The 24,695-nt window shown below is 69.4% G+C and carries 20 protein-coding genes and 3 pseudogenes; 13 read left to right on the top strand and 10 right to left on the bottom strand.

The annotated features are described in order from the left end of the window. Positions 1-420: 420 nt before the first annotated feature. The 4 genes and pseudogenes from ACZ5CW_RS37580 to ACZ5CW_RS37565 form a co-directional block, all read right to left on the bottom strand. Positions 421-702, bottom strand: coding sequence for an IPT/TIG domain-containing protein (locus ACZ5CW_RS37580; RefSeq protein WP_468609648.1), 282 nt, complete (start codon positions 700-702; stop codon positions 421-423). Further along, positions 660-821, bottom strand: a pseudogene (locus ACZ5CW_RS37575) (GP88 family protein); the annotation flags it as partial. The pseudogene ACZ5CW_RS37575 and the gene ACZ5CW_RS37580, both read right to left, overlap by 43 nt. Continuing rightward, the gene (locus tag ACZ5CW_RS37570; RefSeq protein ID WP_468609646.1) at positions 818-1,951 is read right to left on the bottom strand and encodes a DUF4158 domain-containing protein; all 1,134 of its coding nucleotides are present in this window, start codon (positions 1,949-1,951) and stop codon (positions 818-820) included. The gene ACZ5CW_RS37570 and the pseudogene ACZ5CW_RS37575, both read right to left, overlap by 4 nt. Positions 1,952-2,077: 126 nt before the next feature. After that, positions 2,078-2,710: a type III effector protein gene (locus ACZ5CW_RS37565; RefSeq protein WP_468609640.1), complete on the bottom strand. Its 633-nt coding sequence runs from the start codon at positions 2,708-2,710 to the stop codon at positions 2,078-2,080. A 128-nt stretch (positions 2,711-2,838) separates the two neighbouring features. Here ACZ5CW_RS37565 and ACZ5CW_RS37560 point away from each other — a divergent pair, with 128 nt between their 5' ends. The 3 genes from ACZ5CW_RS37560 (at position 2,839) to ACZ5CW_RS37550 (ending at position 4,260) form a co-directional block, all read left to right on the top strand. After that, positions 2,839-3,270, top strand: a complete 432-nt coding sequence (locus ACZ5CW_RS37560) for an Hsp20/alpha crystallin family protein (protein WP_365777108.1) — start codon at positions 2,839-2,841, stop codon at positions 3,268-3,270. A 99-nt stretch (positions 3,271-3,369) separates the two neighbouring features. Then, on the top strand, positions 3,370-3,765 hold the full coding sequence (locus ACZ5CW_RS37555; protein ID WP_468609637.1) for a DUF2267 domain-containing protein: 396 nt from the start codon (positions 3,370-3,372) through the stop codon (positions 3,763-3,765). A 57-nt stretch (positions 3,766-3,822) separates the two neighbouring features. Beyond that, complete coding sequence (locus ACZ5CW_RS37550) at positions 3,823-4,260, top strand: DUF2267 domain-containing protein (protein WP_468609635.1); 438 nt, start codon at positions 3,823-3,825, stop codon at positions 4,258-4,260. 58 nt (positions 4,261-4,318) lie between these two features. Here the strand turns inward: ACZ5CW_RS37550 and ACZ5CW_RS37545 are convergent, their stop codons facing one another. Next, positions 4,319-4,858, bottom strand: a complete 540-nt coding sequence (locus ACZ5CW_RS37545; protein WP_468609633.1) for a site-specific integrase — start codon at positions 4,856-4,858, stop codon at positions 4,319-4,321. A 193-nt stretch (positions 4,859-5,051) separates the two neighbouring features. Continuing rightward, positions 5,052-5,189, bottom strand: coding sequence for a LexA family protein (locus tag ACZ5CW_RS37540; protein WP_468609631.1), 138 nt, complete (start codon positions 5,187-5,189; stop codon positions 5,052-5,054). A gap of 43 nt (positions 5,190-5,232) precedes the next feature. Here ACZ5CW_RS37540 and ACZ5CW_RS37535 point away from each other — a divergent pair, with 43 nt between their 5' ends. From ACZ5CW_RS37535 to ACZ5CW_RS37520, 4 genes and pseudogenes are all read left to right on the top strand, one after another. Continuing rightward, entirely contained in the window at positions 5,233-5,655 is a 423-nt protein-coding gene (locus ACZ5CW_RS37535) for a DUF6233 domain-containing protein (RefSeq protein WP_468609629.1), read from the top strand. A gap of 537 nt (positions 5,656-6,192) precedes the next feature. Then, positions 6,193-6,891, top strand: coding sequence for a histidine phosphatase family protein (locus ACZ5CW_RS37530; RefSeq protein WP_468609627.1), 699 nt, complete (start codon positions 6,193-6,195; stop codon positions 6,889-6,891). Between the two features lie 276 nt (positions 6,892-7,167). Further along, positions 7,168-9,690: a Pls/PosA family non-ribosomal peptide synthetase gene (locus ACZ5CW_RS37525; RefSeq protein WP_468609625.1), complete on the top strand. Its 2,523-nt coding sequence runs from the start codon at positions 7,168-7,170 to the stop codon at positions 9,688-9,690. A gap of 1,053 nt (positions 9,691-10,743) precedes the next feature. Next, positions 10,744-11,747 (top strand): annotated as a pseudogene (locus ACZ5CW_RS37520) (IS5 family transposase). Between the two features lie 67 nt (positions 11,748-11,814). On the opposite strand, the gene ACZ5CW_RS37515 reads toward ACZ5CW_RS37520, so the two are convergent. Then, entirely contained in the window at positions 11,815-14,085 is a 2,271-nt protein-coding gene (locus ACZ5CW_RS37515) for an MMPL family transporter (protein WP_468609623.1), read from the bottom strand. 175 nt (positions 14,086-14,260) lie between these two features. Here ACZ5CW_RS37515 and ACZ5CW_RS37510 point away from each other — a divergent pair, with 175 nt between their 5' ends. Continuing rightward, positions 14,261-15,433 carry a sensor histidine kinase gene (locus ACZ5CW_RS37510; RefSeq protein ID WP_468609621.1) on the top strand — a complete coding sequence of 391 codons (1,173 nt, stop codon included), beginning with the start codon at positions 14,261-14,263 and terminating at the stop codon, positions 15,431-15,433. Then, positions 15,408-16,070, top strand: a complete 663-nt coding sequence (locus ACZ5CW_RS37505; RefSeq protein WP_468609619.1) for a response regulator — start codon at positions 15,408-15,410, stop codon at positions 16,068-16,070. Before ACZ5CW_RS37510 ends, ACZ5CW_RS37505 begins: the two co-directional genes overlap by 26 nt. A gap of 246 nt (positions 16,071-16,316) precedes the next feature. On the opposite strand, the gene ACZ5CW_RS37500 is transcribed toward ACZ5CW_RS37505, so the two are convergent. Both ACZ5CW_RS37500 and ACZ5CW_RS37495 read right to left on the bottom strand, forming a co-directional pair. Further along, positions 16,317-16,490, bottom strand: a complete 174-nt coding sequence (locus ACZ5CW_RS37500; RefSeq protein WP_468609617.1) for a hypothetical protein — start codon at positions 16,488-16,490, stop codon at positions 16,317-16,319. A 388-nt stretch (positions 16,491-16,878) separates the two neighbouring features. Then, entirely contained in the window at positions 16,879-17,007 is a 129-nt protein-coding gene (locus tag ACZ5CW_RS37495; protein WP_468609615.1) for a DUF6207 family protein, read from the bottom strand. A 110-nt stretch (positions 17,008-17,117) separates the two neighbouring features. Between ACZ5CW_RS37495 and ACZ5CW_RS37490 the strand changes: the two genes are divergently transcribed. The 4 genes and pseudogenes from ACZ5CW_RS37490 to ACZ5CW_RS37475 all read left to right on the top strand — a co-directional run bounded on the left by ACZ5CW_RS37490 (position 17,118) and on the right by ACZ5CW_RS37475 (position 23,521). Further along, positions 17,118-17,759: a GNAT family N-acetyltransferase gene (locus ACZ5CW_RS37490; RefSeq protein ID WP_468609613.1), complete on the top strand. Its 642-nt coding sequence runs from the start codon at positions 17,118-17,120 to the stop codon at positions 17,757-17,759. Between the two features lie 95 nt (positions 17,760-17,854). After that, positions 17,855-18,112, top strand: a pseudogene (locus tag ACZ5CW_RS37485) (transposase); the annotation flags it as partial. A gap of 274 nt (positions 18,113-18,386) precedes the next feature. Further along, entirely contained in the window at positions 18,387-19,259 is an 873-nt protein-coding gene (locus ACZ5CW_RS37480) for an alpha/beta hydrolase family protein (protein WP_468609611.1), read from the top strand. Further along, positions 19,256-23,521: a caspase family protein gene (locus ACZ5CW_RS37475; protein WP_468609609.1), complete on the top strand. Its 4,266-nt coding sequence runs from the start codon at positions 19,256-19,258 to the stop codon at positions 23,519-23,521. Before ACZ5CW_RS37480 ends, ACZ5CW_RS37475 begins: the two co-directional genes overlap by 4 nt. A 632-nt stretch (positions 23,522-24,153) precedes the next feature. Here ACZ5CW_RS37475 and ACZ5CW_RS37470 read toward each other — a convergent pair. Then, positions 24,154-24,558 carry a hypothetical protein gene (locus ACZ5CW_RS37470; protein ID WP_468609607.1) on the bottom strand — a complete coding sequence of 135 codons (405 nt, stop codon included), beginning with the start codon at positions 24,556-24,558 and terminating at the stop codon, positions 24,154-24,156. Positions 24,559-24,695: the final 137 nt, after the last annotated feature.

The following is a 24,695-nucleotide window of genomic DNA, read 5'->3' as shown; positions in this document are numbered from 1 at the left end:
CCGCTACGACAAACAGCCCGGCCGCTACCGCGCCGCCATCACCTTGGCCAGCACACTCATCTGGCTAGACACATGATCGGCAAAACGCTCCCTAGGGGCGCTTGTGTCGCGCGCTGAGACTCGAGGGCCGAGCCCCAGGGACGGCCTGTGGCAGTACGATCAACACGCTTCGCTGTGGACGACTCGCGGATAAGGGCCAAAAGGCCTCGAGAACGTCGAGGTACTCCACAGAAGGGGGGCGGAATGTTTGAGAGAACAGACGCCGTCAGAGACGAAGGACTCGTTTGCCCGCCGCGTAGGTGCGAACCTCGTGGCCAGGGCCGCGTGGGAGTTCCTGCAGTGGCTAGCCGAGTACTTCCTCTGAACCTCGCAGAAGTGAGTCAGCCCCGGGCCCATGCCGGGGCTGACTGCCTTGTCAGGTCAGGAGTAGGTGAAGCCTCCCGTCTTCGTGACGTCGCCAGAGTCGGCCGACACGACGACGTTCACGACGCCGGTCGCACCAGCGGGGGCCTTGACGCGCAGCTCCGCGTCGGAGACGACGAGGGCGGTGCCCGCGGTGGCGCCGAACCTCACCGCGGAGACGCCGGCGAGCCGGGTGCCCTTGATGGTGACGGTGGTCCCGCCCGCGGCCGGGCCGGTCGCCGGAGTGACGGTCGCTTGCGGGCGTAGCAGAGGGGAGCGCGGACGTCCTCCCCCGGGCATGTGTTGTAGGTGCGACCGTCCGAGAGCCGGCCCGGCCACGCGAGGAGGGTTCATTTGAAGGTGTCGGCGTAGCCGGACTGCTTGTAGGTGGTCAGTAGCCACCGTCTCGTTGAAGTCAGCGCCGTCGTCGGGCTGCTGGGCGAGGAGCTTGACGGTGTCGGCCGCTGCGTGGACCGGGCCGGCGTCCATGGCGTCGAGCACGGCGCGGAGATCGCCCTCGGGGTCGGCGGCGGTGGCGCAGACGGCGAACCAGGCTTTGCGTAGTTCGATGGCGGCGGCGTCCAGGTCCTTGAGGGTGCGCAACCGCTGTTGGGTCATCTTGGCGGCCGAGCTGCGGATGATGTCGCCCATGACCAGGTCGAAGACCTCGATGGCCTCGTCGGCGGCGAGCTGCGGCATCACCGCGGCGAACGCGACCAGGGTGGTCAGACGCCGGTCTCCGCGCAGGTCGGAGACTGCTTGGGCGCGGGCGGCCTTGGCGAACCGGACCAGGGCCTGGATCCGGCCCGGGGGTATCGCGTCCAGGTCCCAGGCGTGGCCGCCGAAGGCGCGCGAGGATTCGTAGCGTTCCAGGGCCTTGCCCACCCCGCGTGCGCAGATGTCGGGCGGGAGCGGCACAGCCGGTCCATCTCCGAGAGTCGCTTGCCCGGGGGACGACGACCAGTTGCTGAAGGCGCTCGGCCTGCTCCGGGGCGTGAGCGGCGGTGAGGGTGGCCCACAGGCGTTTTCGGCCTGCTCCCGGGTGCCGGAGACCAGCCGTTCCAGCACGGTTACGCCGGGCAACACCGCCTTCTTGTCCACCAGGCGTTTGGTCGCAAGGTCGAACAGCAGGGGGGCGTTCGTTGCCGATCCAGGCGCGCTGGTAGAGCCGGCGAGCGAGCGTGAACCACTGGTCGAACTCGAACTTGGTGTACCCGTAGCCCTCTCGGATCTGCTCCTGGTGATCCGAGCGGGCCTCGATGCTGCCGTACCCGGCGAACGCGGCCGGCTCCATCCCGAGCTGCTCGGCGACGTAGGCGACCACGACGGCGGGGACTTCTTCGGGGTTGTCGAGGAAGGCGCCCAGGTAGCGGATGGTGCCGAGCTGGACTGCCCAGTCGATCCGGTTCCGCGCGCCACGGGCGGCCATCGCCCGGCGGCGCGCGGTCTGATCCAGCAGGAAGGACCCGGCGAGCTGCCTCTCGTCCGGGTCCTCGGTGAAGTGGCCGAAGCGCCTGCGCTGTTCCTCGCTCAGAAAATTGGTGGGCACCGTCCTGTTCCTTGATCGAGGGAGACAGAACGATCCTTGCTCACCGGCTCCTCGTGTGAAGAAGCGCAGAGTTGTGTCACGTGACGGCGAGGGGATCTCGCGCCATGCCTTGGGACAACGGTGGGTTCAGGGGGGTGTGAGGGTGTCGAGTCGGGCGGCGAGGTCGGGGTGGGCGGCGGCCAGGTGGGGGCGGGCAGCGGTCAGGGGGGCGATGAGGTCGGCGGGGTCGTCGTGGGCGAGGGCCGCGTGGAGTTCGCCGAGTGGGCGGCGGGCGGCCGGGGGAAGGTCGGTAAGGGCGGTGATCTGGCCGGCGAGGCGACGCAGGTCGGCGGCGTTGGTGCGGGCCCAGGTGGCGGTGGTGCGTTCGGCGGCCCGGGCCTGGCGGGTGGCCGTCACGCGTTGCTCGCCGGTGGTCCCGGCGGGGCCGGGACGGCCGCGCAGATAGCGGCGCTCGGCGGCCTGGCGGCTGGCGACGCCAAGGGGATGGGCGAGGTCCGCCCAGCTGGCTCCCGCGTCCCGGGCCGTTTCGATCAGGCCGGTCTCCCACCCGGCGAGCTGCTCGCGCACCTGCCGCAGCAGCATCAGGGAGGCCAGCGCCTGCTCCGGCCCGGGACCAGGGCCTTCGGGCGTGTCCGGGGATTCTCGCTGGGCGTCACGCAGGGCGTCGTCTATGGCGTTGAGGGCCGCCGCGGCGGCGAGGAATGACGCCGGGCTGTGGGCGTTCGTGCTGGTCGTGGGCGGTTGGTCGGCTGCGGTCACGGGCACCTCCCTTTCACTGTCATCCTTTCGACGACATCGTGTTTGTCATCCATTGGATGACATGTTACAACGGTGTCAGTGAGGCGCATTGGCAGTAACTGCCTGAACCTGCTGGAGGTGTTTTCACGATGTTGATGCGCACTGACCCCTTCCGCGAGCTGGACCGCCTGGCGCAGCAGCTGATGGGCCCGGGCACCTGGTCCCGCCCGTCGGCGATGCCGATGGACGCCTACCGCGAGGGCGACGAGTATGTGGTGGCCTTCGACCTTCCGGGCGTCCCCGCGGACGCGATCGACATCGACGTCGAGCGGAACATGCTCACCGTCAAGGCCGAGCGGCGGCCGGTGGCGAAGGCCGACGACGTGCAGATGGAGCTGTCCGAGCGGCCGCTGGGCGTCTTCTCCCGCCAGATCGTGCTCGCCGACACCCTCGACACCGAGCACATCCAGGCCGACTACGACGCGGGCGTGCTCACCCTGCGCATCCCGATCGCCGAGCGCGCCAAGCCCCGCAAGATCTCCATCGGCGTCGGATCCGGCCGCAAGGAGATCTCCGGCTGACACCGGCCGGACGGGTGCGGAGGACGGGCATCTGATCTCCCCCTCACCCCGCCCTCCGCACCCTGTGGGCAGTCCGACGAAGAAGGGGTGGGGGCCGAGATGACTCTGCGACGCGAAGCGTTCCTCGACCACGTGAAGGAACGCGGCGAGTACGACACTCTGGAGGAAGCCGAGCGCGCGGCCCGTGTGGTGCTCGCCCTCCTCGGCGCGCATCTGGTCGGCTACGTCCGTGCCCAGCTGGCGGCGCGCCTGCCTGAGGCGTTCGCCCTGATCCTGCTCAACCCGCTGCAGAGCGCCGAGCCGCTGCCCCCGGAGCGGTTCGTCCGCGCAACCGCCGCATGGATCGAAGGCGCCACCGAGCAGACCGCGGCCTGGGACGTCAGCGCCGTGCTGTCCACCGTCTCCGACGCCGCCGGCGAGGACCTGATGGGCCAGATCCTGCTCCAGCTCCCGGCCGGCTACGACCTGCTCTTCGGCCGCCCCCAGCCCGCCTGACCATCCCGCACGCCGGTGCCCGAACACCGGCCACAGCAAGAAAGGCAACCACCCCCAGTGATCTCCGACCGGCACGAACCGCCCAGGCAGCCGTACGGTCCGGCATACGAGCAGATGCTGGAGAAGGTCCGCTACGAGGGCGCCTACCCCACCCGCGAGGGAGCCGACGAAGCCGTCCGCCTGGTTCTTGCCGGACTGGGGCGCCAGCTGACCGGCGACGAACGCGTCGACCTCGCCGCCTGCCTGCCCCTGGAAGCCGCACGCGTGCTGACCGCGCAGATCCCCGACACCCAGCCGCTGACCGGCGGGGCCTTCGTCAAGGACCTCGCCGCCCGCACCGGCGCCTCCTTGGCCACCACCCGCTGGGACACCGGCTCCGTCTTCTCCGCCGTCGCCGCCTACGCCGGCCCCGGCCTGATCACCCGCATCCTCCACCAGCTCCCCACCGGCTACGCCCTGCTGTTCGGCCGCGCCGAACTCACCCCGGCCGCGTAGACGGCGACGTGCGTGCTCGGGGCGGGCACGACGACCGCTGCGTCGCTGTCCGCCCTGGTCACGTCCGGCGACGTGCGGCGGGATCGCGCTCAGCGACGTGCGGGCGACCGCGTCGACGCCAGGGGCGGGCGTATCGCTCCAGGGAGCGAACGGAGGCATGGCGGGAGCGGGCCAGCAGCATCGGGGGGGAGGTGCCGCCCTCGGCATCGTGCGTGAGCGCGGAGTGCCGCAGCCGGTGCAGCGTCCAGCCGTCCAGGTCCTCCATGTCCTCGGGTGAGGCGAGAGGGTTGGCCAAGAGCCGGGTGTTCTCCTCGAAGATCCCCTCGGACCGGCGGTAGGAGAGCCGGGATCGGCCTGTCTCGGGGCACACGTCGAGCCTCGGCGTCCCGGCCGGAGCCTTGCGGTCGGTGAGGAACGGCGGGCCTCGGGTGCGGCGGGCGATGAGTCGGGGCAGCAACTGGGCGGTGCCGGACTGCCAGTGAATCCACTCCGTCGCCCCACCCTTCGCGGTGATCCTGCCACGCTTGTCCTGCGGGTACAGGTCTTCCACGTTCAGGCACAGCACTTCGTCGGCCCGTGCGGCGGACTCGTAGAGCATCCGCTACTGCGTCTTCTCCCGCAGGGGGACGTTCAGGCGCCACAAGGCGGCGACCTGGTTCTCGGCCAGAGAGCCGCGCCCTACGGCTGCCGCGCGCCCAAGTGGTGCCCCTGTCCGCCCCACCGTCGTCGTACACGGCGGCCGTCGAGCGGTACCTCACCAGCGCGGGCGTCGCGAAGTCCTCCGCGCGGATCTACTGGAACAACGACGCCCGGCAGCGCATCCCGACAGCCGCCCCGATCTGCCGCATCGTCGGCGCTTCACCGTGGTCGGCGATGTGCTGATGAATGAAGCGCAGGATGCCCTCCTGGGTGTCGGTCAGGTGGTCCACGCGATGCATACTCCGATTAGAGACGCCCTGCGCTTCGCCCGCCGTGTCATCGAGCAGCACGCCTCCCGGCAGCTGGCCCCTCATCGACCGGTGGATCGCCGACGAGGAACGGCGACAGGGCGAACGCCGGCGCCCGCCGCGCCCTGACTGGCTGATCCAGTACGGCCTCAACAAGGCCAACACCGACGCCGTCCACACCGGCGACTGCTGGGCGGCGAGGAAGAGCGGCCGATGCCGCCCCGCCACACGCGAGCAGGCCCTGGACGCGCTGCGGCGACAGGTCCCGGTGTGCGTGCACTGCCAGCCCGACACCGCCCTGGGCCTCCTCGGTCAGGCGCTGCGCGGCCGACGGCATGGCAGCCACGCGGCATCCGAGCGGTCATCCCTGAACGGGCCGGCCAGGTCGTCGGCCGTCAACGTCGTCGATCTGCCGGCGGACGACCGTGCCGTCGAGCGGAACCGGTGAACGCGTCTGCCGACCCGACCGCGCGCTCGCTTGTCGGCCGCACACGACCGGTCTATCCCGTCTGTCCCGGCTCCCGGTGCTTCCCACCCTCCTCGCGTTCCTCCCGGCGCTCTCGCCTGCTCTACCACAGCTGCCACACCAGCAGCGCCAGTGCGATCAGCCCGGCTCCGAGGCCGAGGACGGTCTGCGAAGAACTCGATGAGGCCGCGTTCATGCCCGAGCAGGCCGAGAGGGTCAGCTGGAGGCGATGGCGCTGGACACGCTGACCCGCTCCTGCGCTGCAGCATCTTCGCTGGTCAGGCGTCCGTCTATGGAGGGGCAGGATCGGGGTGCCGGCCCTCGGCGGGGGAAGCGGTGGCGGGCTGCATCGGCCGGTTGGCGGGGTAGTTCCGGACACCTGGCGGATGTTGCAGCGGGGCACTTCCGATGACCCTGGAACTCATGAGTCACGAGGGAGCGCCGGCCGTGTCATCCGCTGCTGCTCGCGTGTTCTCACGCCAACCGGAGCCCTGCCGGGCTTAAGAGGAGGTCGGTCCTATGACGATCCGCCTGACGTTTCTGTGTGCCCCCGGCGGTGACGCCGCCCTGGATCCGTTCCTCGGTGACGCTACCCTGAGTGACCGCGGCTCGCGTGAGGCAGGCGTCGCGGGAGCAGGGCTCCCCTCCCATGAGCTGGTCGTCCGGGCCCCCTCCATCCGCTGCTCGCAGACCGCCGAAGCCTTCGGCCTGGCGGCAGAGCCCGATTCCAGGCTGCGGGACCTCGACCTCGGTAAGTGGTGGGGTCGCACCGTTGGCGACGTCGTCGCAACCGACCCCGACGGGTTCACCGCCTGGGTCACCGACCCGGATGCCGCACCGCACGAAGGTGAGTCGGTGCGTCAGCTCTGTCGCCGGATCGCGACCTGGCTGAGCGACGCAGCGCCCGGCACGGGCCACGTGCTGGTCATCACCGAAGCGGCCGTCGTCCGGGCCGCGCTCATCCACGCTCTGGCCGTGCCGGCAAGAGCCTTCTGGCATGTCCCTGCGCCACCCCTGTCCCCCGTCTCCCTCACGTGGCGCCATGGCCAGTGGGACGTCCAGCTCGGCCACGCATCTCCCTCGGAGGCCCACTGGTGGCCCGTCTCGCGTTCGGCGACGCCCGTACCTGCCGCAGGTGATAGACGGCTGCCCACGCACCGGGGCGGCGAGAAACGATCAAGGCCTTCCCGGGAAACGGTCTTCGCCGGCCGCGGGTAGGACCTGGGATGAAGCATTCGCGCCCGGCGCGGTGGGGAGGCCGTGCCTCCCCGCTGCAATTGCGGGCCGCCCCCCTGCAAGCTCGGCATGCAGACGTCGTGCGCCAGTGCTCGAAGAGCCAGGTGAGAGGCGGTGAAACCGTTCGGCCGACGTCGGTTCGCCGTGTCAAGCCACGGCTTCCAGTGGCAGGACGAGTCACTTCACTGCGTGCTCAGCAGGGATGGGACGTTCCCCTGGTGTCAGACAGCTGCCTAATCTGACTGGAGGCGAAGGCCCATGTGCTCCGACACCACCGCCAAAGGCACGACCGATGCAGCGGCTGCCACCGAGATGCAGCTGGCCGAGGTGCTGGCCGGTGTCATGCGTACCGAGCGGGTGGCGGTGGACGGTGACTTCTTCACGGATCTGGGTGCTGATTCGCTGGTGATGGCGCAGTTCTGTGCACGGGTGCGGAAGCGGGATGATCTGCCGAGGGTGTCGATGAAGGACATCTACCGGTATCCGACGATCCGACGCCTGGCCGAAGCGTTCACCGAGGCTCCCGCTGCCGGCCAGTCTCCGGCACCCTCGCACGCCACGTCCCAGACCGTTTCGACCGTCCCTGGGAAAGAGGCCCGATCCGGCGGATCGGCCGCGCCCCGGTGCGGCCCATGGCAGCACGCGCTGTGCGGGACGGCCCAGCTATTGATCTTCCTCGTCTTCTCATCCCTCGGCGCCACGATCACCGTACTCGGCTACGAGTGGACCCTGGAAGGCTCGGGGCCGGCCGGCGTCTACCTGAGGGCGGTCCTGTTCAGTGCGGCGTTCTTCATGGGCGCTTGCGCATTGCCCATCGCGGCCAAGTGGATACTCATCGGCCGTTTCACCCCCCGCAGGATCCCCTTGTGGAGTGCCGCCTACCTGCGCTTCTGGTGCGTCAAGACCCTCATCCGCACCAGCCCAGTACGTCTGTTCACCGGTTCGCCGCTGTACGTGCTGTATCTCAGAGCGCTCGGTGCGCACATCGGAAGGGGTGTCACCATCCTGGCCCGTGCCGTCCCCGTGGCCACCGACCTCCTGACCATCGGTGAGGGCACCGTCGTCCGCAAGGACGTGCTGCTGTCCTGTTACCGGGCGCACGACGGCTGCATCGAGACGGGTCCCGTCACCCTCGGCGCCGATGTGACCGTCGGCGTGCAGGCCGTCGTCGACATCCACACGTCGATGGGCGACCACAGTCAGCTGGGCCACGCCTCCTCCCTGCACTCCGGCCAGTTGATCCCGGCGGGAGAGTCGTGGCACGGCACGCCGGCGGAGCCGACGACGACCGACTTCCGCGCCGTCGAACCCGCCGTGTGCGGCTCCCTTCGCAGGGTCCTCTACGGCCTGTCGGAGCTGCTCGCCCTGCTGCTGGTGTACCTGCCCTTGGCGCTGGCCGGTGTGAGCCTCCTGTTCACCGCGGTGCCGCGGCTCAACGCGGTGTTCACCCCGGGGCCGGCGGCCTTCACCAGTCCCGCGTTCTACCTGGAGGCGCTGACCGCGTCCCTGGTGGCCTTCTTCGGAGGCATCGTGGCGGGACTGCTGGTGGTGGGCACGGTCCCGAGACTGCTGAGCCTGGCGATCGAACCGGGCAGGACCTACCCGCTGTACGGCTTCCATCACGGCATTCAGCGGGCGATCACACGGCTGACCAACATCAGGTTCTTCACCACGCTCTTCGGTGACAGCTCCGCGATCGTGCACTACCTGCGGTGCCTGGGATACGACCTGTGCCATGTCGAGCAGACCGGGTCGAACTTCGGCACGCTCGTCAAGCACGACACCCCGTATTTGAGCACCGTGGGCAGGGGGACGATGGTCGCCGACGGTCTCTCGATCATCAACGCCGACTTCTCCAGCTCGTCCTTCCGCTGCTCTCCCACCTCGATCGGTCCGGACAACTTCCTCGGCAACCGCATCGCCTACCCCTCAAGCGGTCGGACCGGCGACAACTGCCTGCTCGCGACCAAGGCCATGGTCCCCATCGACGGCCCGGTGCGTGCAGGCGTCGGACTGCTCGGCTCACCCTGCTTCGAGATCCCGCGCACGGTACTGCGCGACACCCGGTTCGACGACCTCGCTCAGGGGGACGAACTGCGCCGCCGGCTCGCAGCCAAGAACAGGCACAACGTACTCACCGCGAGCCTGCATCTGCTGGCCCGCTGGTTCCACTTCTTCGTACTCGTCCTCATCGCCATGGCCGCCGTCGATCTCTACGAGACCACCGGTGCACCGGCCTACGCGCTGGCGGGCCTGCTCGCCCTCGTGTTCACCGTTCTCTATTTCACGCTGATCGAAAGAACCGTCACGGGTTTCAGGCCGCTGAGAACGCTGTACTGCTCGATCTACCAGCCCGACTTCTGGGTGCACGAGCGCTATTGGAAGCTCACGTCCCACGACTATGTCCAGGTCTTCAACGGCACCCCGTTCAAGACCTTGGTCTGGCGGCTGTTGGGCGTCAGGATCGGCCGCCGGGTCTTCGACGACGGTTGCGCGTTGACTGAGCGGACCCTTGTCACCATCGGGGACGGCACCATTCTCAACGCCGGCAGCGTCATCCAGTGCCACTCACAGGAGGACGGCACCTTCAAGTCCGACCGCGCGTCGGTCGGCGCAGGAGTGACCCTCGGTGTGGGGTCCTTGGTCCACTACGGCACCACGATCGGCGACCGGGCGCAGCTCGCCCCCGACTCCTTCCTGATGAAGGGCGAGGAGGTTCCCGCTGACGCACGGTGGAACGGAAATCCCGCCCGGGAAGCGGATGCCGTCAGCGAACGGTAGGCCGACCGACCGCTGGAAACGGTCCAGCGGGCCGTTCATTCAGTGACGTGGTGTGGAACCGGAGCGCATCAAGTCCGGAGGGAGCTGCGTTGCGTCTCCGCTCGTTTTCGCGGCGTCAAGACCCAGCGTGGCTGCCGTGCACAGGCCGCAGGCGTAGAGGTCCACCGGACCGCTGCTGGTGTTCCTGCCTGTGACGACCCGCTGGGTGGGGCGGCTCTCATTGGGGAGGGAGGGCGTGGTGCTGCTGAGGGTGAACGCACCGGTCGGCCCCGCCACATTTGCTCCGCCCCCGGTGACCAGCTCACCCGCCGGGCAGTCTGGGGTGCGTGCGAAGCCAGCCTGTCCGGCGCTCAAATGGGTCGGCGGGGACACCACGAAGTGGGTCACGATCTGACGGGCTGCCGTTGAGTCGGGAGATGCGCCGCCACAGCCGAGCCGACACTTCGCGCAGTGAACGCGGCCTGCTGCACGGCGCAGAACTGCACCGGGACGGCAGCGGCGCCCTCGGCCTGCCTCGGCGAGCAGGTCTTGGAAGTGCTGTGGTGGAACATCCGTGGCCGCTGCGCCCCCGGAGCCGGTACGCGCCACTCCCTGAAGGCCATGCAGGCGTGGATGAAGTACGGGATCCCGCTCGACCGACAGACTTGATCCCGCCAGCCCGCAACCGGCTGGATGAGACCGACTGCCAGGCGGCCGCTCACGGCACACCGGTTGTCGGTCCGACTGCAGAGCGGGAGCGCAATAGCTCTCTCCTCTGCATGCGTGGCCGAGCCGGGTGAGCAGTTGTGCGAGCGGCGCCTGCAGCAGAGAGGTGAGCTGCCGTAGCCGGCCGACCAGCGATGGGGTGGCCGACGCCGGCGGCGAAGCGCCACCAGAAGCGGGCACCGCTGCTGGTGGCGCTGAGGTGGAGCAGGCAGGCGAAGACGAGTGCGCCGGCCTTGTCGGCTTAGTGGCTGGTGATGAAGGCGGCGAGGTGTTAGGGCGCGTATCGAGTCGTGATCAATTTGCGGGATGTGCCTTCGTGGCACGGTCCGGTCCGATAGACGGTCTTACGTGACGCGAGTGCAACTGACCGATCCGGATTGGGAGTTCATCGAGTCGTACCTGCCGATCGGCGAGTACGGCCCGTGCCCCGAGCGACTGCGGCAGCAGTTCGAGGGCGTGATCTGGCGGTTCAAGACGGGCGGGCAGTGGCGGGAGATGCCGACGGAGTTCGGCGCCTGGTCGACCGTCCACAACCGCTTCCGGCAGTGGCGTGACGCCGGCGTCTTCGAGGCCCTGCTGGAGGGCCTGATCACGGAAGCCGCGAAGCGGGGTGAGGTGGACCTGTCCCTGGTCAGCATCGACTCCACCACCGCCCGAGCCCACCACCACGCGGCCGGGATGCACCTCGACGAGGACGTCGTCACCGCCCTGGAGAAAGCCGCGGCCGAGGAGGAGAAGGCCAGGTCAAAGGGGGCGGCCTCGAAGAGCAAAACGGGCAAGAGACCGAAAGTGATCCCGCGCTGGAAGAACGACGACGCATCCGGCATCGGCGGAAACTCCGGCTGAAGGCCGCCCTCCTCGGACGTTCCAGAGGCGGGCAGACCAGCAAGGTCCACCTCGCCGCCGACCGCAAGTGCCGCCCGCTGGCGTTCATCCTGACCACAGGCCAGGCAGCGGACAGCCCGCAGTTCATCCCCGTCCTGAAGAAGGTACGGGTACGCGGGCCCGTCGGCCGGCCCCGCATCCGGCCGGACGCGGTCGCCGGGGACAAGGCGTACTCGTCCCGCGGAAACCGCGCCCGCCTGCGCAAACGCCGTATCAAGGTGGTCGTCCCGGAGAAGAAGGACCAGGCCGCCAACCGGAAGAAGAAGGGCTCCAGAGGTGGCCGACCCGTCAGCCACGACGCCGATCCCTACAAGGAACGGAACACCGTCGACCGCCTGATCAACAAGCTCAAGGCATGGCGAGGCATCGCCACCCGATACGACAAGACTCACGACAGCTACCTCGCCGGTCTCCGCCTGCGCGCCTCGAAGATCTGGATCAAGGACCTCACCAGGACCACCCGATGACCACGACTCGATATGTCCCTAGGTGACGCGCTGAGGTGCCGGACGCCAAGGGCGGGCAGGAGTTGAGTCAACGGTCGACCAACCGTGGACGCGGGGCCTCACCCGTGGATTCCGCGTCGGTGTCGTCGGTGTCGACCGGGCCGCGGGGAAGCATCCGGTCCAGCCACTTCGGCAGCCACCAGTTGGTCCGGCCGAGGAGTGTCATGGTCGCCGGTACCAGCACCATGCGTACGACCGTGGCGTCGATGAAGATCGCGGTGGCCAGGCCGAGCCCGAACATTTTGGTGGAGGGGTCCTCGGCGACGGCGAAGGACAGGAAGACCGCCACCATGATGAGGGCGGCCGAGGTGATGATCCGGGCGGTGCCCGAGACGCCCTCGACGATCGCCGTGCCGTTGTCGCCGGTGCGCAGGTACTCCTCGCGTACGCGGGAGAGGAGGAACACCTCGTAGTCCATCGACAGGCCGAACAGGATGGCGAAGAGGAACATCGGGATGAACGACACGATCGGAACCGTCGCTTCCAGCCCGATGAGTGCGCCTCCCCAGCCCCACTGGAAGACCGTGACCATGATGCCGTAGGCAGCGCCGATGCTCAGCAGATTCAGCAGTACCGCCTTGAGCGGTACGAGTATCGAGCGGAAGACCAGCATCAGCAGCAGGAACGACATCGCCAGCACGGCGGCGACGAACACCGGCAGGCGTTGGCTGGTGCGTTGGCCCACATCGGACAGGCTCGCGGCGGCGCCGCCGACGTGGGCCCTGGCCGGGCCGTGCCCGATCGCCGTGGGCAGCACGTCGGTGCGCAGCCGGGCGATGGTGTCGGCCGTGGCCTTGTCCTGAGGGCTGGTGGTCGGGAACACCACGAGGGTCGCGATGCCGGTGGCCCGATCGATGTGCGTCGGCGCGACGGATGCGATGCCCGGATCCGCCGCGACCGCCCCGACGAGTCGGTCCAGCACTCCCGGATCACCGGCGGGGTCCGCGGCGATGACGAGGGGACCGTTGGTGCCCGGGCCGAACCCCTCGGCGACGAGGTCGTAGGCCCGGCGCTCGGTACGGCTGTGGGGCAGTGAGCCGTCGTCGGGCAGGCCGACGCGCAGGCCGAGCACGGGCAGCGTCGCGGTCAGCAGCAGCCCCGCCGCGCCGACCGCGTACGGCACCGGGTGCCGGCTGACGTGCCCGATCCAGCGCCGCCAACCGGCGGCGTGGGCGGCGCCCGCCACCGTGTCCCGCTGCCGTGCGCGTCGGCCCAGCTTCCCGGTCTGCAGAGCCCGGCCGATCCGGCCGGCCCGGGCCAGGCGCGGGCCCGCCGCGCCGAGGAAGGCCGGCAGCAGCGTCACCGACGCGAGCACCATCGTCAGGACGACGATCGAGACGGCAACCCCGCCCACCGTCATGAACGGCACGTTCGCGACCGCCAGGCCGAGGATCGACACGACGACGGTGCCGCCGGCGAAGACCACCGGCCGCCCCGCCGTTGCCACCGCTCGTCCGGCCGCCGCCTGCGGATCGAGCCCGCACGCGAGGTACTCCCGGTGCCTGGCGAGCACGAACAGCGCGTAGTCGATGCCCACTCCGAGCCCGACCATGCTGCCCAGGACCGGTGCGAAGGTGGGGACCTCTGTCACCCCGGCCAGTACCGTCATCGTGGCGACCCCGACGGTCAGCCCGAAGACCGCCATGCCGATCGGCAGCGCGGCGGCGACGAGCGAACCGAACGCCAGGAACAGGATCGCGGCCGCGGCGAGGAGGCCGATCAGCTCGCTCGCGCCGCCGTCGGGGTCGGAGAAGACGTAGAAGAGGTTCCCGCCCATCTCGATGCGCAGCGGCAGCTCGGCGCGCAGCCGGTCGCCGAGATCGACGAGGGCGTCGAGGTCGTCGGCCGACAGCCGGCTCTGGTCGGGGTACTGCACCCGGACGACCGCGATCCGCCCGTCGGCCGAAACGAGGCCGCCGCGCACGGCGGTGTCCCCGCCCGCGTCGAGTGCCCCCGCCGGGTCGCTCGTGCCGAGCACGTGCGGCAGCCGCTTCACCTCGGTCTGCAGCCGCGTGAGAGCGGTGCGCGCGCCGTCGTGGTCGAAGAACGTCGCAGCGCCGTCGAGGGGGGTGACGACCACTTGGGCGGTCATCCCCTCCTGGCCGGTGCGGGCCCGCTCGATCAGTTCCGCGGCCCGTTGGGAGTCCAGTCCCGGAGCGGTCATCGAGTCCGCGTTCCGCCCGCCGAAGGCGACGGCGGCGAGGACGGCGAGCGTGGCGGCGATCAGCCATGCCGCGATCACCCGCCAGGGATGGCGGGCGGCGCTTGCGCCCAGGCGCAACAGGGCTTTCGAGAGCATCGGGTCCTCCAACCACGTCGTCGGCCGTCTTTGTACGGCCGCCGATGCCGAGGCTCGTCGCCACGGCGCTCCGCGGCATCGGCCCGCGGGCCGCGGATCCGTCGGCCCCGGGGCGGAGTGACAACCCGTCCTTTCGGCCGATGCGCGGCACGCCGCGGTCCCTAGGCTGAGAACCGTGCTCCGAGACGACCTGCGAACCTTGTGGACCGAACCCCGGCCGCCCGACGCGCCCGCCCGGGTGCGGCGGGACTGGGCGCTGCTCGCCGCGGGCCTTGCCGGTGTGGCGCTGGAGGCCACCCTGCGCGAGAACGTCGTGTGGCGGCCGGTGGCGGTGGTGTTCGCCGTATGGCTGTGCCTGCTGCCCCTGTGGCGCCGGACCCGCCCGCTGGCGATGGTGACGCTGGCGTTCGGCTCGGTGATCCTGCTCCAGGTGGCCTGGCTCGTCGCCGGACCGCGCGAGCCCGTCGGCCTGTACACCGGCGCGGTCGTGCTCGTGCTGGTGTACGCGCTGCCCCGGTGGGGATCGGGACGCGAGATGGTGCTGGGCGTCGCGGTGATCCTCGCGGCCAGCGCGCTGTGTTCCGTCACGGACGAGACCCCGGTCGTCGAAAATGTCGTGGGCTTCGTCTTCCTGCTGTTGCCCGGCGTGGTCGGGGCTGCCGTGCGGTTCCGGGTGACCGCTCGCGAGCGGCAGTTGGAGCAGGTGCGCTCCCGCGAGCGCGAGCAGCTCGCCCGGGAACTGCACGACACGGTGGCCCACCACGTGTCGGCCATGGTGATCGTCGCCCAGGCGGGCCGGGTGCTCGCGGGCACCGACCCGTCCGCCGCCGTCGAGGCGCTGGAGGGGGTCGAGGAGGAAGGGGCGCGCACGCTGGAGGAAATGCGCGCCATGGTCGCCGCGCTGCGCGACCGCGGGGTCGGCGCCGAGCTGGCGCCGCCTGCCGGTGTCGCGGATCTGGAGCGCCTGGTGCGCACCCCGGGTGGTCGCCTCAGGGTCGACCTGGGGCTCGACGGCGAGCTGGACGCGCTGCCCCCGGCCGTGGACGCGGCCGTCTACCGGATCGTGCAGGAGTCGGTGACCAACGCGCTGCGCCATGCGGTCGACGCGACCGAGCTCGTCGTTCGGGTCGCCGCGGAACGGCACACGGTACGGGTGAGCGTGCGCGACAACGGCCGGCGCACCGGCCGGGGTCGCGACGGATACGGACTTACCGGACTGCGCGAGCGCGCGACCCTGCTCGGCGGCACACTACGAGTCGGCCCGGGTACCGACCGGGGCTGGCATGTCGAAGCCGAACTGCCGAGAGCGAGGAGCGAGAGCGGTGTCCATTCGCGTCCTCGTCGCTGACGACCAGACGATCATCCGCACCGGGTTGCGGATCATGCTGAACGCCCAGCCCGGCATCGAGGTGGTCGGCGAGGCCGCCGACGGGCGGGAAGCGGTACGTCTGGCCCGCGAACTACGCCCCGACGTCTGCCTGTTCGACATCCGCATGCCCGTACTCGACGGGCTCGAGGCCACCCGGCTGGTCGCCGGCCCGGGCGTCGCCGACCCGCTGGCCGTGGTCGTCATCACCACGTTCGACCTCGACGAGTATGTCTACGGCTCACTGCGTGCCGGCGCCCGCGGGTTCCTCCTCAAGGACACGGGACCGGACCTTCTGGCGCAGGCCGTACGGTCGGCGTCCGACGGTGAGGCGCTCATCGCGCCCAGCGTCACCGTCCGTCTGCTCCAGGCATTCGCGGACCTGCCCGTCGGCCGGCCCGTGGCCCAGCCGGTCTCTCCCGTCACCGCCCGCGAGGAGCAGGTGCTCCTCGCCGTCGCTCGCGGGCTGACCAACACCGAGATCGCCGATGCACTGCACATCAGCCTCAGCACGGTGAAGTCGCATCTGGCCAGCCTGATGGCCAAACTCGGCGCCCGCAACCGGGTCGAGATCGCGATGTGGGCCTACGAAACGCGCCGTATCCTCCCCGGATCCTGAGCCGGGTGCCGGGCCATGTCCCATGAGTCCCCGCCCGGACATCAGTGCACCGGTCGGCTCACGTCGGCTCCACGTGCCTCACCCGCCCCAGAGCGTGACATACCAGGAGGCCGGAACTGGGACGGTGAGACACCCGATACGACAACACTCCCGACAGCTACCTCGCCAGTCTCCACCTGCACGCCTCGATGATCTGGATCAAAGACCTCACCAGGACCACCCGATGATCACGACTCGATACGCGCCCTAGTCGGCGTCGGGTCCCAGGGTCAGCAGGCAGACGGCGTTCAGGTCCCACCAGGCGCGGTCGGCGTCCGGGGTGTGTTCGTCCTCGGGTGCGGTCCACTCGGTGTGGACGGGGGCGGCGTCGGCGGTGCGCCGGCGCGGCGGCCGGCGACGGGCGGCCTGGCGGGTGCGCATGGGCAAGCCGGCTCGCATCAAGGAGGCGCTCGCCCTTGACGATCCAGGCAGGCGGACCCACTGGAGGCCGACTGCGGCCATCAGCCGGCAGGCCACGGTGTGCACGTCTTCGTAGTGCGCCAGGCCTCGGGCAGGCGGCGCGTCGTCCAGGGACACGGTGAGGGCCCGTAGGCGGTCGGGGCGTCAGCTGAGCCGTTCCGGGGGCGGCTCGCAGTCTGCGACACCGGGCGAGCAGGCCCGCAGTTGCGGCGATGGCTGCGACGGCCGGCGCGGGCCAGGTGAGTTCGGTCGTGCCCGCATCGTGGTGCGGGGCGCCGCTGAAGAGGTTGCGGGCGCCGTGGGCGGGTGTCGACGTTGCCCAGTGCGCCGACCAGAAGTCCGCCTGGGCCTACGAGATGAGCGGGTGGCGCAGATCCAGGTAGCAGCACAAACATACCCCGGGCTGGCCCGCTTCCCGCGTCGTGCACGGGGACGCGAGTGACCCGCAAGACCACAGTCCGGCTCCAGCCAAGGCCACCACCAGCACCCGTTCCCCTCAACGGCCGGGCAACTCAGCCGACACTCGAGACGTAATAGGTATAGTCGCTATTCGGATATTACTTACGTCCAGGGGGTGTTCAACCTTTCATGAACACGGCCGAGGCCATGCAAGCGTGGGTCTCTGGCTGGTCCGTTTCGCGCGGCACAGCCGACCCCATCCCTACAGCCTGGGGATTCACCATTGACGTCGGCCTGCCCGGGCATGTCGTACGCCACGTTTTGACCACCGCCGACGAAGCGGTCATCCGCAAGATGACTGAGGACACCACCGCGCCCGGCGTATGGCTGAAGGCACCCGCATCCCCAGAGATACTCGAGCCCTGGCTCGGGCTTGGATGGTCTCTCGCCGGCGGCCCCGGCTTCCTGATGTCCGTCCCGCTGAACGCCGCCCGTTCCGAGGCCCCGCCCGAGACGGCCGACGGCTACCGGTTGCGCAGCTGGACCCGACCCGGCGTCACCCATGTCCTGGTGCGCACCACCGACGGTGCCTTCGCCGCGCGCGGGCAGATCGCCGTCGTCGGCCCCACCGCAGTCGTCGACCAGGTCGAGACCGACCCAGCTCATCAACGCCGTGGTCTGGGGCGCCTCGTGATGCATACGCTCGCCAACGCCGCCGCCGGGCAGGGTGCGACGAACGGCGTGCTGGTCGCGACGCCGGAAGGCCGGACTCTGTACGAAACGGCGGGGTGGCACGTAATGGCTCCGCTGACCGGCGCCGTGCGGAGCTGAGGCCCACTCTGATGGGGATGACCGCACATCCCCGGGGTCCACTCGGTTCCCCACTTGGTTGAGCGGTGGACGAAGAGGCCGGGTCCTCCTCGACCAGACACTTCCTCGAGCACGCCGCCACCCTCGGCATCGACCTCGAAATCGTCCAACGCATCCTCGGGACCAAGGGATTCACCCCGATCCCGAAACGCTGGACGGTCGAGCGAACCTGCGGATGGCTCATGCTCCACCGCAGGCTCGCCCGCGGCTACGAAACCCTTCCTGAACGCTCGGAAGCCATGATCCACCTCGCCATGACCGACCTCATGGCCCGCCGACTCACCGGCGAGAACACCATCTCCTGGCGCGACCCGACATCAGTGAGCGGAGGATGCGCGCATCTGCCGTGCGATCGTGTCCGCCATGTCGTACAGCCCGTGCGTGATCTCCTGCTCCGGGCTCGGGATGTCGATTGAACAGGCGGAGCAGCCGGCGGGCCGCTGGAGACGCTGGCGCTGCTCCGGCTCCGGCTCCGGCTCCGGCTCCGGCTCCGGAGGAGTGTCAAGCTCACCGTTTTGCCCTTTCCGCTCCTGGGCGGGCTCTACAGTGCTGGACAAGCATGCAGGGGCGAGTTCGGGGGCACGGAGCATGGCGCGCGTGGTGGCGGTGCATGGAATCGGCAAGCAGACGCAGGGCGAGGAGACGCTGCGCGCGGAGTGGCTCCCGAGGCTTAACGACGGCCTGGAACACGCCGGCGCCGCGGACCGTCTGACGGAGGCGGAGGTAAGGGTGGCCTTCTACGGCAACCTCTTCCGTCCCGAGGGTGAGTTTCTTGCCGTCGGCGAGCCGCCCTACACGGCCGCCGACGTCGAGGAAGGCTTCGAACAGGAACTGTTGTACGCATGGTGGAAGGCTGCTGCCACGAGCGACCCGGCCGTGGTGCCGCCCGACGCCGACACCCTGGCGTCGACGCCGCGGTCGGTACAGGCCGCGCTACGGGCACTGTCGGGTTCACGCTTCTTCGCCGGGCTTGCCCTGCGGGCGATGGTGTTCGATTTGAAACAGGTGCACCGTTACCTCACCGACACGGACCTGCGTGCGCGGGCCCTGGCCCGTGTCGTCGATCAGATCGGCGAGGACACCAGGGTCGTCGTCGCCCACTCCTTGGGCTCCGTCATCGCCTATGAGGCGCTGTGCGCACACCCGGGCCACCAGGTGCGGGCCCTGGTCACCCTCGGCTCACCTCTGGGCATCCCGAATCTGATCCTGCATCGCCTCCAGCCCGCACCCCTCGTGCTCGGTGACCAGCCACGGGGCGTGTGGCCGGGTAGTGAAGGGCGCCTGGTGTGGACGAACCTGGCGGATGCCGGAGATGTCGTTGCCCTCGTGAAAGACCTGCGGCCGGGGTTCGGGGAGCGGGTGCGGTGCGCGATCGTGCACAACGGTGCGCATGCGCATGACGCGGCTGCGTACCTGACGGACAAGCTGTGCGGGCAGGCGATCGCGGATGGTCTCGCATGACAGGCCCCTCCGACGGCCCGCAGGAGGATGTGGAGCCGCGCCGGTATCTGATTGCGTCCGCTGTCTCCCGCTATCCCAAGTGTGCGGACTGGGACCGTCCTGGACTGGTCGAAGCGCGTGCGCAGATCATTGAGTTGTTCTCGCAGAAGCTTGGCTACCGGCACGAGACGGCGCTGGGTCTCGATCCGACGCGGCAACAGCTGACCGATCAGCTGCGGGCGTTCTGTACCTCGCAGGAGCGTCGCGAAGACGACTTGGTGGTCGTCTACCTCTCCGGCCATGGGGAGGTCCTCGAGGACGGCAGCGAACACGTTCTGTTGATGGCCGACACCGATCCGGCCGATGTCAGCTATACATCGCTGCCGACCACGGACCTGGTGCGGGTCTTCCGCGGCACCAGCGTGCGCCAGCTTCTGCTGATCTTGGACACCTGCTACTCCGGGCAAGGCGGCAACGAACTCGCCGCGGCCGCGCTCGAGCGCCTCGGCAGGCAGTGGGCGCAGACCACGACCAGCATGGGCCTGGTGATCGTGTCCTCCGCCCAGCCCCACCAGCGGGCCGTAGCGGGGGTGTTCCCACGGCTGCTCAGCCAGGCCGTCAACAGCCGGGCGACTGCCGGTCACGCGCCGACACACCTTTCGGTGTCCGCCGTGGTGCAACAGATGAACCATCACCCCGACAAGCCCGGCTATCAGCACATCAGCCTGTCCCTGCTCGGGCTCACTGGCGAGCCACCTGACTTCCTCACCAACCCCCGCCACGACGTCCGCCTCACCGATGTCGACCTCGCCCTGCAGGACGCGGCTGAATTCGACGCCTACGCTCTGCGGAGGGAAACGGAGTTCACTTCCCGTCTCCTTGTCCGCGCCATGGGCTACCACGGGGATGCCGCGCACGGCTGGTGGTTCTGCGGCCGCCACCGAGCCCTGGCCGACCTCACTGCCTGGCTCAACGACGACGGTGACACCGGGCAGGAGGAACTCTTTCCCAGCGGTGTCGGTGCGGGCGAGTGCGTGCGGGTCGTCACGGCCGGCCCCGGCTCAGGCAAAACGGCCGTACTTGGCCTCCTCGCCACGCTCACCATGCCCGAGCGCCGACGCACCGTGCCCGTCGACGCCCTTGGCCTGGATCCCGACTGGATCCCGGGTGAAGGCAGCATCGACGTCGTCATGTACGCCCAGAACCTCACCGACAGCCAGGTCCTGTCCGGCCTCGCGGCCGCCGCAGGCTTCAAATGCGCCACCGTCGGCGAGTTACTCGAAGCTCTCGAGCAGCGAAACGACGGCCGTGGCCGGCCGTTCACGGTCCTCATCGACGCCCTCGACGAGGCCGCCACCCCCGACACACTGTGCTCGCAGATTATGCGCCCTCTCATCGAGCACTCCCGCGGACGCATCCGCCTCCTCCTCGGCACGCGTCCCTATCTGCTCGACCGTCTCGGCCTCACCAGTCGCCCGGCGCACGGCGGCGGCGTGGTCATCGACCTCGACAGCCCGCGCTACGCCGACCGTGAAGCGCTGCTGGCGTACACGATGCGCAACCTTCTGCAAAGCCGCAGCAGCTCCCCCTATCGGTCAACCCACCCAAGCCTGCTGCGGGCAGTCGCCCAGGCGGTCGCCGACGCGGCGAGTACGTCCTTCCTCGTCGCCCGCTTCGCCGCCTACACGCTCGCCTCGGCTGACACCACCGTGACTGACCCGTACAGCGCCCGCTGGCGGGCCGGTCTCCCTCGCCATGCTGGGCAGGCCATGCGTGACGACCTCACCCGCCGCCTCGGCCCCGATGCCCAGCGCGCCGCAGACCTGCTGCGTCCCCTCGCTTACGCCGAGGGCCAGGGCCTTCCCTGGGAAGACATCTGGGCTCCCCTCGCCTCCGCCATCTCCGGCCGCACGTACACCGACGAAGACCTCCTGTGGTTGCGCCACCACGCCGGCTCCTACGTCGTCGAAGCCACCGAGAACGGCCGCTCCGCCTACCGCCTCTACCACCAAGCCCTCACCGAACACCTCCGCGAGAACACCGACCCCATCACCGTCCACGCCGCATTCGTCGACACACTCACCGACTGCGTCCCCTACCGCGGCGATGCCAGCCGTGACTGGTCCCGCGCCCACCCCTACACCATCAACCACCTCGCCACCCACGCTGCAGCCGCAGGCTGCATCGACAACCTCCTCGACCACACCGAATACTTGGTGCACGCCCTCCCGCACAGCCTCACCCCCTATCTGCAGCAGGCGTCGAGCAGCCAGGCACGCCTGACCGCTGCCGTCTACCGCACCTCCTTCGACCTGCACGCAACCGCATCCCCATCCGTCCGCCGCATTCTTCTCGCCCTCAACGCCGCCCGGGCCGACGCCACCTCCCTGCTCGAGCAACTCAACAGCTCCGCACACGGCGAATGGCTTCCTGCTTGGGCTACTGGCCACGACTTCACCCCCGCACTCCGCCACACCCTCACCGGATACCGCGACACCGTTCGGCAGGTAGCGTGCACCGTCCTCAAAGGCCGACCCGTGGCCGTCGTCGGCACCTACAACGAGCTGTATGTGTGGGATCTGGCGACCGGACAGCCCCTCGGCGAACCCCTCATCAGAGTCGCCGAGGACATGCTGGCACTAGCGTGCACCGTCCTTGAGGAGGACCGACCCGTGGCCGTCGTCGGCACCATGGACGAGGTGTGCGTGTGGGACCTGACGGCCGAACAGCGTCTCGGCGAACCCCTCGCCTGGCTCGACGGTGAGGTTAAGGCGTTGGCGTGCACCGTCCTCAAGGAGCGCCCCGTCACCGTCATCGCCGTCGACACCAACACCGGCGGTCGGGTGTATGTGTGTGATCTGGAGACCGGACAGCCCATAGGCGAACCCCTCACCGGGCTCGACGGTGTGCACGCGTTGGCGTGCACCGTTCTCAACGGCCGCCCCATCACTGTCATCGGCATCGGCATCGGCGAAGGCCGTGTACAGGTGCGGGATCTGGAGACCGGACAGGTCGTCGGCGAACCCCTCCTCGGACTCGACCGTGACGTAGGGGCGCTGACGTGCGCTGTTCTCGACGGCCGCCCCGTCGCCGCCATCGCCACCGGCACCGGCTTCGGCGAGGGCCGCGTGTATGTGCGGGATCTGGAGACCGGAGAACACATCGGCGAACACCGCACCGGGCTCGACGGCCGGGTGTACGCGCTGGGGTGCACTGCTTTCGACGACCGCCCCGTCATCGTCACTGTCGGCGCGAACGGCGCAGTGCGGTCCTGGGATTTCTCGGAGAGCTTCGTAAACGCCTTTTTGGCGTCCGGTCCTCATGACGGCTGGGTATACGCGCTGGCATGCACGGTTCTCGACGACCGCCCCGTCACGGTCATCGCCACCGGAAGCGGTCTCGACCGCAGCTGTGTCTATGTGGCGGATGTGGCGACCGGGCAGCCCATCGGCGAACCACTCACCAGGCTCGACGGCAAGGTGCAGGCGCTGGCATGCACCGTTCTCGACGGCCGGCCCGTCACCGTCATCGCCACCAGCACTCGCCTCGGCGAGGGCCAGGTTCATGTACGGGACCTGGTGACCGGACAGCCCATCGGGGAACCCGTCACCAGGCTGGACGGCTGGGTGGAGACGCTGGCGTGCACGGTACTCGATGACCGTCCCGTCACTGTCGCTACCGTCACCAACAGCGTGGTCGGCACCGCCACCTACGGCAGCTGGGTGTACGTCTGGGATCTGGAGACCGGACAGCCCGTCGGGGAACCCCTCACCGGGCCTGGCGGCAAGGTGCAGGCGCTGGCGTGCACGGTTCTCGACGGCCGCCCCATCACCGTCATCGCCACCGGAAGCGGTCTGGTTCACATGTGGGATCTGGCGGCCGGACAGCCCATCGGCGAACCCCTCACCAGGCTCGACGGCAAGGTGCAGGCGCTGGCGTGCACGGTTCTCGACGGCCGCCCCATCACCGTCATCGCCACCGGAAGCGGTCTGGTTCACATGTGGGATCTGACGGCCGGACAGCCCATCGGCGAACCCCTCACCAGGCTCGACGGCAGAGTGCAGGCGCTGGCATGCACGGTTCTCGACGGCCGCCCCATCACCGCCATCGCCACCGGCACCAGCGACCTAGACGTATGGGATATGCGAACGCGAAGGCCATTGCAGCACCTCGTAGTCGAAGGTCTGCGGGATGTTGAGTTTTGCCCTGACGGCAGGCTGGTACTGGTGATGGGCCGCGATATCGCGGTCCTTCAACGCTGGGCAGGCAACCTAACTCAGTAGGTGGAATCGAAGACGCAAGGGCGTAAGCGGCTACCTCCCCCGGGCCTACCCACGCCGACCGGGGCGCCTGCCTAAGAGCTCGTAACACGATCTTGTGGATGCGTGCTGGTGGGCGTGTGCTGCCGCTGGAGCTGGGGTTCGGCTCCGGACAGACCTGCTCGCGCCGGCTGAGCCGGTGGCACGAGGCCGGCGTCTTCGAGAAGCCCCACCGCATCCCGCTCGCCGAGCTGCACGCAGCCGACGCCCTGGACTGGACCCGGGCCTGCGTGGATGCCTCCCACATCCGTGCGAAAAGGGGGGCGAGGCCACCGGCCCGTCGCCGGGAGACCCGGTCGTCCGCGCAGGCGCCCCGACGTACTTCTGGGCGACCAGGGCCACGACAGCAACCCCAACCGGCGTAAGTCGAAGCGCCGCCGCATTCTGCCGGCGATCTCCCGCAAGGGTGCCCCGAACCTCAAGTATCTGGGCAAGCTCTGCTACGCGCACCACTTCCGGCAGTGGCCCGTCGAGGGCTGTGGCGTTGTCGGCGTTCACGCTGGAAGGCCGTGGCCGAAGGTGGCGGTCTGCTGGTGTGAGAGCAGTCCGGCGACGGCTTGGACGATGTCACTCATGTGCTCGCGTCGGCCAAGGTGTCAGGCGAGAGTCCTCCAGTTCTTCAGGTGTGCGATGCCGTGCTCGATGTGGATGCGCCATGAGGCATGTGCCTTGCGCTGCTGCTCGTGCCGCTCCTCGTACCAGGCGGGAACGTTCTTCCTGAACTTGCGGTGTGATGGCGCCAGACCAAGCTGTCGGGCCTGGTTGATGTCAGCGCAACTGCCTCGCGGCACCCGGCCCCCTACCCACTCCGAAGCGCCCGACACCCCGCAACGGCACAGCCCTGCGGTACGTGAAATGCACAGGCTCGCTCCACCGCCCAGCGTTTCGGGATCGGGGTGAATCCTCGGGCCCCAGGGGGCATGATCAACCAGCAGCTGCCCCGGCAACTCACGCTCCAGCTGCGCCTCCATCACTCGGATGGCGAATTCACGGTCGATCATTCAGGCGGCCCTCTCCCACCCGAGAGGGGACGACCAGCCTTTTATCCCTGCCTCGGGCCGGAGCGCGGTCTGGTGACTACGGGCATTCCGAGGTCAGTGGGACCGTTCTGGCCGATGCTGCGGCCGCGTTCCAGGCC

It is taken from the genome of Streptomyces sp. NPDC031379 (assembly GCF_055569615.1).
This window is presented reverse-complemented; position numbering and strand designations above follow the sequence as displayed.

Excerpts from the sequence above, each read along its gene's own strand:
- ACZ5CW_RS37475 (WP_468609609.1), top strand. The coding sequence starts at position 19,256 with ATGACAGGCCCCTCCGACGGCCCGCAGGAGGATGTGGAGCCGCGCCGG.
- ACZ5CW_RS37490 (WP_468609613.1), top strand. The coding sequence starts at position 17,118 with ATGAACACGGCCGAGGCCATGCAAGCGTGGGTCTCTGGCTGGTCCGTT.
- ACZ5CW_RS37545 (WP_468609633.1), bottom strand. The coding sequence starts at position 4,858 with ATGCTCTACGAGTCCGCCGCACGGGCCGACGAAGTGCTGTGCCTGAAC.
- ACZ5CW_RS37525 (WP_468609625.1), top strand. The coding sequence starts at position 7,168 with ATGTGCTCCGACACCACCGCCAAAGGCACGACCGATGCAGCGGCTGCC.
- ACZ5CW_RS37560 (WP_365777108.1), top strand. The coding sequence starts at position 2,839 with ATGTTGATGCGCACTGACCCCTTCCGCGAGCTGGACCGCCTGGCGCAG.
- ACZ5CW_RS37480 (WP_468609611.1), top strand. The coding sequence starts at position 18,387 with ATGGCGCGCGTGGTGGCGGTGCATGGAATCGGCAAGCAGACGCAGGGC.
- ACZ5CW_RS37530 (WP_468609627.1), top strand. The coding sequence starts at position 6,193 with ATGACGATCCGCCTGACGTTTCTGTGTGCCCCCGGCGGTGACGCCGCC.
- ACZ5CW_RS37470 (WP_468609607.1), bottom strand. The coding sequence starts at position 24,558 with ATGATCGACCGTGAATTCGCCATCCGAGTGATGGAGGCGCAGCTGGAG.
- ACZ5CW_RS37555 (WP_468609637.1), top strand. The coding sequence starts at position 3,370 with ATGACTCTGCGACGCGAAGCGTTCCTCGACCACGTGAAGGAACGCGGC.
- ACZ5CW_RS37500 (WP_468609617.1), bottom strand. The coding sequence starts at position 16,490 with ATGCGCACCCGCCAGGCCGCCCGTCGCCGGCCGCCGCGCCGGCGCACC.
- ACZ5CW_RS37580 (WP_468609648.1), bottom strand. The coding sequence starts at position 702 with ATGCCCGGGGGAGGACGTCCGCGCTCCCCTCTGCTACGCCCGCAAGCG.
- ACZ5CW_RS37515 (WP_468609623.1), bottom strand. The coding sequence starts at position 14,085 with ATGCTCTCGAAAGCCCTGTTGCGCCTGGGCGCAAGCGCCGCCCGCCAT.